10 protein-coding genes are annotated in these 13387 nt (G+C 69.0%); all 10 read right to left on the bottom strand.

The features are described from left to right. Positions 1 to 14: 14 nt before the first annotated feature. Positions 15 to 1166, bottom strand: a complete 1152-nt coding sequence (proB, locus tag ABIC25_RS02305; protein WP_248645254.1) for a glutamate 5-kinase — start codon at positions 1164 to 1166, stop codon at positions 15 to 17. Continuing rightward, positions 1163 to 2632 carry a GTPase ObgE gene (gene obgE, locus ABIC25_RS02310; protein ID WP_239402735.1) on the bottom strand — a complete coding sequence of 490 codons (1470 nt, stop codon included), beginning with the start codon at positions 2630 to 2632 and terminating at the stop codon, positions 1163 to 1165. Before obgE ends, proB begins: the two co-directional genes overlap by 4 nt. Before the next feature lie 95 nt (positions 2633 to 2727). Next, entirely contained in the window at positions 2728 to 2991 is a 264-nt protein-coding gene (gene rpmA, locus ABIC25_RS02315) for a 50S ribosomal protein L27 (RefSeq protein WP_004019626.1), read from the bottom strand. A 38-nt stretch (positions 2992 to 3029) separates the two neighbouring features. Then, positions 3030 to 3341 (bottom strand): 50S ribosomal protein L21, encoded by a 312-nt coding sequence (rplU, locus tag ABIC25_RS02320; RefSeq protein ID WP_004019625.1) that lies wholly within the window; start codon positions 3339 to 3341, stop codon positions 3030 to 3032. Positions 3342 to 3624: 283 nt separating this feature from the next. After that, positions 3625 to 7182: a translation initiation factor IF-2 N-terminal domain-containing protein gene (locus ABIC25_RS02325; protein ID WP_354559737.1), complete on the bottom strand. Its 3558-nt coding sequence runs from the start codon at positions 7180 to 7182 to the stop codon at positions 3625 to 3627. 426 nt (positions 7183 to 7608) lie between these two features. Continuing rightward, complete coding sequence (ndk, locus tag ABIC25_RS02330) at positions 7609 to 8025, bottom strand: nucleoside-diphosphate kinase (RefSeq protein ID WP_064571050.1); 417 nt, start codon at positions 8023 to 8025, stop codon at positions 7609 to 7611. A 38-nt stretch (positions 8026 to 8063) separates the two neighbouring features. Beyond that, positions 8064 to 8525: a hypothetical protein gene (locus ABIC25_RS02335; protein WP_239402732.1), complete on the bottom strand. Its 462-nt coding sequence runs from the start codon at positions 8523 to 8525 to the stop codon at positions 8064 to 8066. Positions 8526 to 8745: 220 nt separating this feature from the next. Beyond that, positions 8746 to 9138: a DUF4233 domain-containing protein gene (locus ABIC25_RS02340; RefSeq protein ID WP_004019621.1), complete on the bottom strand. Its 393-nt coding sequence runs from the start codon at positions 9136 to 9138 to the stop codon at positions 8746 to 8748. After that, complete coding sequence (gene folC, locus ABIC25_RS02345) at positions 9135 to 10667, bottom strand: bifunctional tetrahydrofolate synthase/dihydrofolate synthase (RefSeq protein ID WP_354559738.1); 1533 nt, start codon at positions 10665 to 10667, stop codon at positions 9135 to 9137. Before folC ends, ABIC25_RS02340 begins: the two co-directional genes overlap by 4 nt. After that, on the bottom strand, positions 10664 to 13354 hold the full coding sequence (locus ABIC25_RS02350) for a valine--tRNA ligase (protein WP_435529057.1): 2691 nt from the start codon (positions 13352 to 13354) through the stop codon (positions 10664 to 10666). Before ABIC25_RS02350 ends, folC begins: the two co-directional genes overlap by 4 nt. Between the last annotated feature and the right edge of the window lie 33 nt (positions 13355 to 13387).

Below are 13387 nucleotides of genomic sequence, written 5' to 3' on the forward strand. Positions count from 1 at the left end.
ATCCGAGCGACAGCTCAGCGCGAAACGACCACCAGATCGTCCGCGTGGACCACCGGACGCTGCAGCTCGGGCGGGAGGTCGCGCGTGGAACGACCGACCATCGACGTCACGTCGTCGACACCGTAGGCCGCGACTCCCCTGGCCCGAACGGTGTCGTATCGGTCGACGAGTTCGACGACGTCGCCCTCGAAGAACCTGCCCGTCACCCCGACGATGCCCGCGGCGAGCAGGGAACGCCGTTTGCGCGACACCGCATCGACCGCTCCGTCGTCGAGCGCGATCCGGCCCCGCGCGTCGGCGGCATGACGCACCCAGAAGCGCCGGGCGGACAGTCGCTCGGGTCGCGCGGCGAACACCGTCCCCACCGAGGCGTCGGCCAGCGCCTGAGCCGCCGACGAGGCGGCCGCCAGCAGCACGGGCACGCCGGCATCGGCCGACAACCGTGCGGCGGCCAGCTTGGACGCCATGCCGCCGGTGCCCAGCGCGCCGCCGGATCCGGCGATCACCCCGTCGAGATCCTCGGGGCCGTTGACCTCCGGGATCAGCCGGGCACGCCGTCCGTCGACGTCGACCTTGCGCGGATCGCCGTCGTACAGGCCGTCGACATCGGAGAGCAGGATGAGTGCATCGGCTCCCGACAGATGGGCGACAAGCGCGGCGAGGCGGTCGTTGTCGCCGAAGCGGATCTCGTTGGTGGCCACGGTGTCGTTCTCGTTGACCACCGCGACGGCGCCGAGCGAACGCAGACGGTCAAGCGTCCGTTGCGCATTCGCGTGATGACTGCGGTTGGAGATGTCGTCGGCGGTGAGCAGGACCTGACCGACCGTGCGGCCGTACCGAGCGAACGAGGTACCCCACGCGTGCGCGAGGGCCAGCTGCCCGACGCTGGCCGCCGCCTGCTTGGTGGCCAGATCAGTGGGCCGTCGCTTGAGGCCGAGGGGTGCGATCCCGGCGCCGATGGCCCCCGAGGACACGACGATCACATCCGACCCGGCCCGCATCCGGGCCTCGAGGGCGTCGGCCAGGGCGTCGAGTCGGTTGCGGTCGAGTCCCTCGGTGAGGTCTGTCAGCGCCGACGACCCGATCTTCACGACCACGCTGCGCGCGTGGGCGATCCGGTCGCGCACCGATCCGTCGTGGAGCCGATCGACGGAGCCGGCGGTCACGGGAGGTCCCGCTCCCCGCCGTCCTCGTCCGGCAGGCCGCGCCGCAGGCGTCGGGCCTGCTTGCGTTCGGCGGCCCCCACGCGATCGGAGCGGTCGAGGCGGATGTCGGTGCCGCGGCCGGTGATCGGGACGTCGTCGCCCATGGGCGTCGACGGCTCCCAGTCGAACGTGACCGCACCGATGGTGACGGGCGCACCCGGTTGCGCACCCCGCTTCACCAGTTCGTCTTCGACGCCGAGACGGTTGAGCCGGTCGGCCAGGTAGCCCACGGCCTCGTCGTTGTCGAACTGGGTCTGCGCGATCCAGCGTTCCGGGCGTGCGCCGCGGACGATGAACCCGCCCTCGTTGTCGGGATCGGCCTCGATCGTGAACCCCGTGTCGTCGACGGCCTTGGGCCGGATGATCGCACGCCGGGCGACCTTGGCGGGCTGGGACTCCCGGTACTCGCGCACCATGCGTGCCAGTGCGAAGGTGAGCTCGCGCAGACCTTCGTGGGCGACCGCCGAGATCCGGAACACCGGCCAACCGCGTTCGGCCAGTTCGGGTTCGATCAGATCGGCGAGCTCGGCGGCGTCGGGTACGTCCAGCTTGTTGAGGATCACCACACGCGGGCGAGAGGCGAGGTCGCCGAGTCCGTGATCGTCGTCGAGTGCCGGGACGTAGGCGGCCAGCTCGGCCTCCAGCGCATCGATGTCGGAGATCGGGTCACGCCCGGGTTCCAGTGTGGCGCAATCGACGACGTGCGCGAGCACCGCGCAGCGCTCGAGGTGTCGGAGGAACTCCAGTCCGAGCCCGCGGCCGGTCGAGGCGCCCGGGATCAGACCGGGGACGTCGGCAATCGTGAAGACGTCGCCGGCGGTCTGCACGACCCCGAGGTTCGGGACGAGCGTGGTGAAGGGGTAATCCGCGATCTTCGGTTTCGCGGCCGAGAGCACCGACACGAGCGAGGACTTGCCCGCCGAGGGGAACCCCACGAGGCCGACATCGGCCACGGACTTGAGTTCGAGGACGAGCGAACGCTGTTGGCCCTCCTCCCCCAGCAAGGCGAAGCCGGGGGCCTTGCGGGCCTTCGACGCGAGCGCCGCATTCCCCAGTCCGCCCCGACCGCCCTGCGCGGCTTCGAAGACCGCACCCTCCCCGACCAGGTCGGCGAGGATCGTGCCGCGCTCGTCGAGGACGACCGTGCCGTCGGGCACCTTGAGGACGAGGTCGCCTCCGGTGGCACCGTCACGGTTGTCGCCGGCCCCGGGCTTGCCGTTCGACGCCTTGGCGTGCGGGTGGAAGTGGAAGTCGAGCAGGGTGTGCACCTGGGGGTCGACGACGAGGCGCACCGAGCCGCCGTTGCCGCCGTTGCCGCCGTCCGGTCCGCCGAGAGGCTTGAACTTCTCGCGATGGACCGACGCGCAGCCGTGGCCGCCGTTCCCCGCGGCGACGTGAATGGTCACGCGGTCGACGAACCGAGACATCGAAATCCTTCTTCCGTCAAAAAAGAACAGGGCGGGCGGGGTACGCGATGACCCTGCCCGCCCTGTGTAGAGCTGTGTCGTGCCGGTTGCTCAGGTCAGACCGAAGCGGTTTCCGGGACGATGTTGACCGTCTTGCGGCCACGCTTGGAGCCGAACTCCACCGCGCCCGCGGCCAGCGCGAACAGGGTGTCGTCGCCACCGCGACCCACGTTGACGCCGGGGTGGAACTTGGTGCCGCGCTGGCGGACCAGGATCTCGCCTGCGCTCACCTGCTGGCCGCCGAAGCGCTTCACGCCGAGTCGCTGGGCGTTGGAATCGCGACCGTTGCGCGAGCTGGACGCGCCCTTCTTGTGTGCCATGTGTCAGTCCTCCTGAGGTCTTCTCGAAGCGGGTCGAACTACTTGATGCCGGTGACCTTGAGGACCGTCAGCTTCTGACGGTGACCCTGGCGCTTGTGGTAGCCGGTCTTGTTCTTGAACTTGTGGATGCGGATCTTGGGGCCCTTGACGTGGTCGACGACCTCGCCGGTGACCGAGATCTTGGCCAGCTTGTCGGCATCGGTGGTCAGATTCGACCCGTCGACGACCAACGCGACCGGCAGACTCACCGTGCTGCCGATCTCTCCGTCGATCTTCTCGACCTTCACAGTGTCGCCCTCAGCGACCTTGTACTGCTTTCCGCCGGTCTTGACGATCGCGTACGTTGCCATCGAAGTATTCCTCTTACTCGTCTACTCGGACCCTCGGGGCGCGGGCGCTCCTGGGGCGTTTGTGTTGTGCGTGCCGGGGCGGGCCGCAGGGCACCCAGTCACGTGGCCGGGAAGCTGCGGTTCGCACCAGAGGGCCTGCCGACGGGATTCGCACCGTTGCTGTGCCGAAGCGGGCAGAACAGCGCAGACCCTCCGCGGGAGGCGACTTTCCAAGGTTACGGGAATGTCGGCGGTCGGGTCAAACTCACCCGACGCCGGCCCGTCACCGTCCGGCCACCGCCCCTCAGTCGTCGGCCGGCGGTGGTCCCGCGGGACGCCCGGCGCCGCGTTTACGCGGTCGGCGCCGGACCGCGACCGCCGTCTCCGGAGTTCCGGAGGAGACCGGCCCCGAGGTCGTCAGCGGTGTGTCCGGGACCACGTCCACCGCGGTCATCACCACATTCTCGGGTGCCGTGGTCGTCTGGGCCGGACGACGGACGACCCGACGCCGTCGTCGCGCCTGCGCCTGACCGTCGGATGCGGCGGTCCCGGCAGCCGCCGGTTCCGGCGCTTCCCGTTCGGTCGTGTCCGCTTCCGCCTCGACTGGTTGTGCCCCGACCGGCTCTGCGGAGGTGTCGGCGACCGGAGTCGAGCTGTCCGCAGCTGCGTCCGACTCGGCGTCGGTGACCGGCTGCCCGGCCGGCGCGTCGACGCCCGGTGCCGCGTCCCCGCCGGAACCGCGCGGCGTGTCACGGTCCGGCTGGTCTCCGCCGTTGTCCTCGGCGTGCTCGTCGTCATGGGAGTGCGCGGCCATCGCCCGGAACATCGGATGCTCGGCGGGCTTGTGGGCCGGCGCGACCGCCGGAGCGGCGTCCGGCTGTGCGTCGGCCTTCTTCTTGCCGCGACGCGACCGCTTCGAGCCCGAGCCCTCCCCCCGCGAGGAGTCCTCGGTCTTCACCTCGACGGGATTCGCGTGCACGATGATGCCCCGGCCGCTGCACGCCGTGCAGGTGGTCGAGAAGGCTTCGAGCAGACCCGTTCCCAGGCGCTTGCGGGTCATCTGCACCAGACCGAGCGAGGTCACCTCGGAGACCTGGTGGCGGGTGCGATCACGGGCGAGGGCCTCGGTGAGCCTGCGCAGCACCAGATCCCGGTTGGACTCGAGGACCATGTCGATGAAGTCGACGATGATCATGCCGCCGATGTCGCGCAGCCGCATCTGGCGCACGATCTCCTCGGCGGCCTCGAGGTTGTTGCGCGTCACCGTCTCCTCGAGGTTGCCCCCCGAGCCGGTGAACTTGCCGGTGTTCACGTCGACGACGGTCATCGCCTCGGTGTGCTCGATGATCAGCGTGCCGCCGGACGGCAGCCACACCTTGCGGTCGAGCGCCTTCGCGAGCTGCTCGTCGATGCGATGCACCACGAACGAATCCGGCGCGTCGGCGTGCGGCTTGTCGAACTTCTCGACACGCTCCATCAGGTCCGACGCCACCGAGCTGACGTAGCCCTCGACCAGGTTCCAGGCCTTGTCGCCCTCGACGACGAGCTTCTTGAAGTCCTCGTTGAACAGGTCGCGGACCACTCGCACCAGGAGATCGGGCTCCTCGTACAGCGGTTTGGGGTTCGACGACCCGCCCTTCTCGGCCTGTGCGACCGCCTCGTCGATTGTCTTCCACTGCGACTCGAGGCGTGCGATGTCGGCTCCGAGTTCCTCGGCGCTGACCCCCTCCGAGGCGGTGCGGATGATGACGCCGGCCTCGTCGGGGACGAGTTTGGCCAGGATCTGCTTGAGACGCTTGCGTTCGACGTCGGGCAGCTTGCGGCTGATCCCGGTCGACGAACCACCGGGCACATACACCAGGTAGCGACCGGCGAGGGAGATCTGGGTGGTCAGACGAGCGCCCTTGTGCCCGACCGGGTCCTTGCTGACCTGGACGAGGACATTGTCGCCCGGCTTGAGTGCCTGTTCGATCTTGCGCGAACCGCCGTCGAGTCCGGCGGCGTCCCAGTTGACCTCGCCCGCGTACAACACGCCGTTGCGTCCGCGGCCGATGTCGACGAACGCGGCTTCCATGCCCGGCAGGACGTTCTGAACCCGACCGAGGTAGATGTTGCCGACCATCGACGACGACGTCGCGGTGGTGACGAAGTGTTCGACGAGGACGCCGTCCTCGAGGACCGCGACCTGGGTGTAGTCCTCGACCGCGGCGTGTTCGTGCCCGTCGTTGCCGGAGATGCGACTGTTGGCGCTGCGTTCCCGGACGACCATGACACGGTCGACTGCCTCGCGGCGCGCGAGGAACTCCGACTCGGTCAGGATCGGCGGCCGACGGCGACCGGCATCGCGGCCGTCGCGACGACGCTGACGCTTGGCCTCCAGGCGGGTCGAACCCGAGATGCCCTGCACCTCGTCGCGGGCCCGCTTGCTGCGCGGCTCACGCTCGTGCACCACCGTGTTCGGCGGATCGTCGGGAGACGCCTCGTCGGCCTCGCCCCCGCCCTTGCGGCGGCGCCGCCGGCGCCGGCGGCGGGTCGACGACGAATCGCCGTTGTCATCGTCGCCGGACGCGTCGTCACCGTCATCATCACCGGTGTCGGCGTCGTCGCCGGCCTCCTCGGCGCGGCCGCTCGATGAGCCGGCGGACTCGGCGTCGGCTGATTTCTCCGAACCCGACCTGCGACTGCGGCGCCGGGTGCGCTTCCCCGACGGGCGGCCCTCATCCGAGCGTGACTCGTCGGCCGACTCGTCCTCGGACGAGCTGTCCTCGGAGTCCGTCTCACCGGCGGTGCTGTCGGCATCACGGGTCGCGTCGTCGCTCGACGCATCGGTACCGGCGGAGTCGTCGGCGTCCGACTCGTCGGAGTCCGACTCGCCGTCTCCGCCCTGGTCGCCTCGACCGCGTCCGCGACCACGACGCCCACGACGACGACGGCGGCTCCGACCCGAACCCGAATCGTCGGCAGAATCGTCGTCGTGCGAGTCCTCGACGTTCGAGTCCTCGGCGTTCGAGTCATCGGCATTCGAATCGGTGGCGTCCGAATCGCCGGCGTCGTCGGCCTTCGACTCGTCGGCCACCGGCCGGTCCGCCGCTTCGCCAGCCCCGGATTCGGGTGACGCGGCCTCGGTTGTCGCGGCCTGGGAGGTCGGGGCCTCGGAGGTCGTGGCGCCAGCCGACTCGTCACCGGTGGTCGGCGCAGGGGCATTCGCGTCGGCCTTGGCCTTCGCGCGCCCGGACCGGGCGGAGCGGGGCTTCTCGGCCGGGGCCTGCGGCTGCAAAAACAGCGGCTGCACGCCGGCAGATGGCTCGGCCTCGCCTGCTGACGGCGCCACCGGCGCGTTGTACTGCGCCGACGCCGCCGAGAACAGTGTCGGGGCCTCCGCTGCCGGCGTCGAGCCGGCCTCGTCCGCCGACGTCTCCGTCGGCGACGGGATCGGTTCGGTCTCGGTCTCGGTCTCCTCGACCGCGGCCGGCGCCGGAGCGGCTGAATCGGTCCCGGTTGTTTCCACCTGGGCTGATTCGGCCCGGCCAGATCGGGCCTCGGCTGTTTCGGCCTGGACTGGCGTGGACTCCGCCGCCGGAGCCTCGGCCGGGCCGTCTGCGGCCGGCGGGGTCTGCGCCGGCGTCGCCGCGGTCTCGTCGACCCCGGCGCGGACCCGGTCGGCCACGGCTTTCGCCAGGTCGCGTTCGACGCTGGACTGTGGGCTGCGGGTCTGCACACCGAGGCTCGCCAGGTGAGCCAGCACCTGTCGGCTCGTCAGGCCCAAGAAGCGCGCCAGGGCGTGCACACGAAGTTTGCTGGGAAATTCCTCCGCCGATTCCGACGCTGCGTTCGCGTCAGCCGGCGACCCGTTGTCGGTCACTCAGTCTCCTCGAACCCCCGGGCGCGTCGGGCTGACGCGGCCACGCGAGGGTCTGCTCTGTGTCCCGGACCTGATCGGACCGGTGTTGTGTGGTCTGCGCGTCGTAGCGACGACCCGATCTGCGGGTCACCCGACGACGCTCTTGCTGTGTCGATGACCGCATCCCCGGACGCCTTCCACGCCACCGGGCACAGGAGAACCTGAGTGTTCGGCTGCTGGCAGCAGTGCGAACTCGGTGGGGTCAGCTGCGGTTCCGTGGCGTCGCGATGCGTCGGTGACGCACCGCGACGCGCCGGAACCAGGGCGCGTCATCCGGTTGCCGTCGACAAAGTGTGTCGGCGATAACTGCACAAGTATCCCACACCGCGGTCGGATGACCGCAAAGGATGAGCGTTTGACGGCGCGCGTCGAGCTGACGAACCTGTTTCAGCCCGTGAGACCGGGGAACCAGAGCGCGATCTCACGCTCCGCCGATTCGGGCGAATCGGACCCGTGGACCAGGTTGTACTGAGTGTTGAGGGCGAAGTCGGCACGGATGGTTCCGGGCACGGCCTTCTCCACCGGATCGGTACCGCCGGCGATCTGCCGGAACGCGGCCACCGCGCGGTCCCCCTCGAGGACCGCCGCGACCAGCGGACCCGAGGTGATGAACTCGAGCAGCGAGGGATAGAACGGTTTTCCCTCGTGCTCGGCGTAGTGCCCGCGGGCGACCGCGTCGTCCGCGGTCTTGAGCTCGAGTGCCACCAAGGTCAGTCCCTTGCGCTCGATACGGCTGATGATGTCGCCGACGAGGCCGCGTTCGACGCCGTCCGGCTTGATGAGTACGAGAGTGCGTTCAGTCACGACTGACACCCTATCGACCGGTGACGCTTCCGCACCGGTCAGGAGCAGTACTCACCCGCGACCGGGAAGAAACCGTAATTGAACAGGCTGCCGGTTCGGGACCGCGGATCGACGACCACCTGGATGCAACCGCCCGGTGAGGCGAGAGCCCCGGCCAACGCGAGGTCGAACTGTTGCGCCAGACCGAGATTCGCGGGCCGGTACTGAGCGGGTACCGGCAGGCCGGCGATCGCCTCGGGCGCCTTCATCGACGCGGCACGCTCGGTGATCGCGTGCGTGGCGACGTAGCTGTACTCCCCCGGCCCGACCGGAACCGGCGCACCGGCTTCCGGCGCACCCGTGAGGTTCACGATCGCGAGCGGGGCCTGTTCGTCCTCGGGCGCGGCGGCGGCCGTCGCCGGGACGGTCAGCGCGAGTGCCGCGGCGGCGAGCAGAACCGCGGGCAACGCGGAGCGGCGGGTGCGGTCGGAGATGACGGTCCGGGAGAGCTGGAACTGCACGTATGTCCTCACATCGGGTATAGCGGGAAGTGGTTCGACAGGCTGCGAGGAACGACCTGTCGCCCCCGCGGCTTGGGCCATTGTTGCAGCCGACCCGCCGGGCCGCCCCGGTTCGGCGGTAACGGTCCGGCCACAGCTCTTGCGGCCACCAAAGCCCGTACTGAGCACCGCGAACACGGCTGGTCAGGCGCCCATGATGGACGGTGCCGAACCGCTCCCGCTAGTCGATCGGTTCCTGGCCGGGCAGCATTCCGCGCTCGACGCGTTTCTCGACATCGCCCTTGATGTAGCGGATGTAGAGCCAGACCGACCCGAAGACGACGCCCACCACCGCGATCGACCAGTGGAAGACCCCGCCGGCGATCACGACGATCTGCAAGCCGAGGTCGAGGTTGATGGCATACGGCCTGCCCTGCATCCCCGCGGCGACGATCATCGCGATGACGACCACCGTGAGATAACCACCGGACAACCAGGTCAGCCCATCGCCCAGGCGCCACACGATCGGGAAGGCCAGGATCATGACGATGACCTCGAGGATCATCGTGCCGGCCATCACGCCGCGCAGCCCCTTCCACGGATCGTTCGTGGGTGGGGTGTATCGGGTGGTCATGAAGGTTCCTTCCCGAAGAGTGTTCGCGCGGCGCCTGCGGTCACGACGGACCCGGTGATGACCACGCCCGCGCCCGACACACGCTCCCCGTCGGCTTCCTCGGCCAGGGCGATGGCCTCTTCGACGGCGTCGGGCAGGAAGGGTTTGACGACGACGCGGTCCTCACCGAACACCTCGCGCGCGTACTCCGCGAGCGTCTCGGGGTCGAGGGCGCGCGGTGATCCGTTGTCGGTGACGACGACCGCGTCGAGCACCGGCTCCAGGGCCTCGAGGACCCCGCGGGCGTCTTTGTCGCCGAGCACGCCGACCACGCCGACGAGACGGCGGAAGTCGAATTCCTCGGCCAGGGCCTGCGCCAGTGCGGCCGCCCCGTGCGGGTTGTGTGCCGCGTCGGCGAACACCGTCGGCGCGCTGCGCAACCGCTCGAGCCGCCCGGGGTTGTCGACAGTCGCGAAACCCGCACGGACGGCGTCGATGTCGAGTTGCCGATCGGCACCCGCACCGAAGAACGCCTCCACCGCCGCGAGGGCCAGCGCGGCGTTCGCCGCCTGGTGCGCGCCGTGCAACGGCACGAAGATCTCGTCGTAGACACCGCCGAGCCCCTGGATGGTCAGCATCTGTCCGCCCACCGCGATGCCCGCGTCGAGGACCGCGAACTCCGAACCCTGGCGGGCGACGATGGTGCCCGCGTCAACGGCCGCGCGCAGCAGCACGTCCATGACCTCGGGGCTCTGTTCGGCGATCACCGTGACGGGGTCGACGGTTCCGGCGGCATCGGGTTCGGCGGCCTTGATGATTCCGGCCTTCTCCCCCGCGATCGCGGTCAGGGTGTCGCCGAGATAGTCCGCGTGATCCATCGCGATCGGCGTGATGACCGAGACCGTGCCGTCGATGACGTTGGTCGCGTCCCAGCGTCCGCCCATACCGGTCTCGACGACGGCCACGTCGACCGGCGCCTCGGCGAACACCGCGTACGCCATCGCGGTCAAGACCTCGAACTTGCTCATCCGCGGCCCACCCGCGGCGGTCGACGAATCGTCGACCATGGTGATGTACGGCTCGAGTTCCCGATAGGTGTCGATGTACGTGCGGGCCGCAATGGGCTTGCCGTCCACCGAGATCCGCTCGGTGACGCGTTGCAGGTGCGGACTCGTGATCCGTCCGGTGCGCCGGTGCAACGCAGACAGCAGGGCATCGACCATGCGGGTGACCGATGTCTTGCCGTTCGTCCCGGCGATGTGGATCGCCGGGTACCCGTGCTGCGGAGAACCGAGCAGGTCCATGAGCGTGGCGATGCGGGTCAGCGACGGCTCGATCTTCGTCTCGGGCCACCGGGTGTCGAGTTCGGCCTCGACCTCGGCGAGTTCGGCGAGATCGTCGGCGCTGTCGGTGACGCGCAACCGAGCCGGCTCGGCATCCGGATCCGGTTCGTCCTCTCCCAGGATCGCGGACAGACCCAGGGGGTCGCCCGCCGCATCCATTCCCAGGACGGCGGGATCCTCTTCGGGAAAACCGGTGTCGTCGCTCACGCGCCGGCCAGACTCGCCAGCTTCGCGCTCAGCCGTTCGACCTCTTCGGTCGCGATCCGTTGACGATCCCGGATCTTGGCGACCACGTGGTCGGGAGCCTTGGACAAGAACTGCTCGTTGCCCAGTTTCGCCGACGTCGTCGACAGTTCCTTCTCGGCGACTGCCAGGTCCTTGGTGAGCCGCTTGCGTTCGGCTTCGACGTCGACGGTGCCCGAGGTGTCGATCGCGACGACCACCGTCGCGACGCTGAGGCGGACCTCGATGGTCGCGGTGGCACCGAAACCGGGGCCGGCCGGATCCAGGCGCGCCAACGAGGTCACGTACGGCAGCAGCGGTTCGAGCCCGGCTTCGCCGAGCCCGTCGAATTGCACGGCGACGCGCTGGCCGGGACGCAGACCCTGATCGCTGCGAAAACGCCGGACCTCGGTGATCAACCGCTGCAGATCGTCCACGCGGGCTGCCGAATCCGACGACCAGTCACGTCCGGAGGTGGTCGGCCACGGCGCGATCACCAGCGATTCGCCCCCCGTGAGCGCCTTCCAGAGCACCTCGGTGACGAACGGCATCACCGGCGACAACGCCCGCAGCAGCGGGTCGAGGACCGCACCGAGCACGAGAGCGGTTGCCTCCGAACGCTTCTCGTCGTTCTCGGCGATCTGCACCTTCGCCAGTTCGAGGTACCAGTCACACACCTCGTCCCACGCGAAGTGGTAGAGCGCCTCGCAGGCCTTGGAGAACTCGTAGGACTCGAATCCGGCGTCGATCTCGGCGAGCACCTCGTCCAGGCGGCCGAGAATCCACCGGTCGGCGTCGGTCAGCGCCTCGGCATCGGGCAGTTCACCGAGCTTCGCGCCGTTCATCAGCGCGAACTTGGTGGCGTTGTAGAGCTTCGTCGCGAAGTTGCGCGAGGACTGGGCGTGGTCCTCACCGACCGAGATGTCCGAGCCTGGATTGGCCCCGCGGGCGAGCGTGAAGCGCAGGGCGTCGGCACCGAAACGCTCCACCCAGTCGAGCGGGTCGATGCCGTTGCCCTTGGACTTCGACATCTTGCGACCGTGTTCGTCGCGCACCAGCCCGTGCAGGAACAGGTTGTGGAACGGGATCTCGTTGCCCTGCTCCAGATTCTTGCCGACATAGGTGCCGAACATCATCATGCGGGCCACCCAGAAGAACAGGATGTCGTACCCGGTGACGAGAACCGAGGTCGGATAGAACTTCTCGAGATCCGCGGTCTGGTCGGGCCAGCCCATGGTCGAGAACGGCCACAGCCCGGAGGAGAACCAGGTGTCCAGGACGTCGGTCTCCTGCACATAACCCTCGGGGGCCTGCTCGTCGGGTCCGACGCACACCACGTCGCCGTCGGGTCCGTACCAGATCGGAATCCGGTGACCCCACCACAGCTGACGCGAGATGCACCAGTCGTGCATGTCGTCGACCCAGCTGAACCAGCGCGGCTCCATCGACGTCGGGTGGATCACCGTCGATCCGTCGCGCACCGCGTCGCCGGCCGCTGCGGCCAGCGTGGCGACCGCGACCCACCACTGCATCGACAGCCGCGGTTCGATCGGCTCACCGGTGCGCTCGGAGTGGCCGACGCTGTGCAGGTACGGACGCACCTCCTTGACGATGCGCCCCTGCTCGGCCAGCGCCTCACGCACCTTGACCCGCGCCTCGAACCGGTCCATGCCGTCGAATTCGGTTCCGGTGTCGGCGATCCGGGCCGACTCATCCATGATCGTCGGCATCGGGAGGTTGTGGCGCTGCCCGAGTGCGAAGTCGTTGGGATCATGCGCAGGAGTGATCTTCACTGCGCCACTGCCGAATTCGGGGTCCACATAGTCGTCGGCGACGATCGGGATCATCCGGTCGACGAACGGATGCGGCAGCTCGGTACCGACCAGGTGGGCATAACGCTCGTCGTCGGGATGAACCGCGATCGCGGTGTCGCCGAGCATCGTCTCCAACCGGGTCGTCGCGACGACGATGTGGGGTTCGGTGTCGTCGAGCGATCCATAACGGAAGCTGACGAGCTCGCCCTCCACGTCGGCGTAACTCACCTCGATGTCGCTGACGGCGGTCTTGAGGACCGGCGACCAGTTGACCAGACGTTCGGCCTGGTAGATCAGCCCGTCGTCGAACATCTTCTTGAAGACGGTGTGCACCGCCCGCGACAGACCCTCGTCCATCGTGAAGCGTTCGCGCGACCAGTCGACGCTGTCGCCGAGCCGCCGCATCTGCTCACCGATGTTGCCGCTGATCTCGGCCTTCTCGGCCCACACGCGGTCGATGAACGCCTCCCGGCCGAGATCGTCACGCGTCTTGCCCTCGGCGGCGAGCTTGCGCTCGACCATCGTCTGCATCGCGATGGCCGCGTGGTCCATGCCGGGCAGCCACAGCACCTCGTAGCCCTGCATGCGTCGACGACGCGAGAGCGCATCCATCAGGACGTGCTCGTAGGCGTGGCCCATGTGCAGGGAGCCGTTGACATTCGGCGGCGGGATCACTATGGAGAACGGCGGCTTGTCACTCGCCGCGTCCGCGGTGAAGTACCCGGCGTCCACCCAGCCCTGGTAAAGCGACGCCTCGTGCTCAGCGGGATCCCAGGACTTGGGCAACCCGGTCTCGGGTACGGCAGTCCGGGGCGACGCTGTCTCGGGCAACGCGGATGTCTGGTCGGGTGATGTCACGGGCGCTATTCTATGTTTTCGCCGGGCCGGACC

The organism is Gordonia sp. PvP123 (assembly GCF_040547295.1).
GTDB lineage: Bacteria > Actinomycetota > Actinomycetes > Mycobacteriales > Mycobacteriaceae > Gordonia > Gordonia terrae.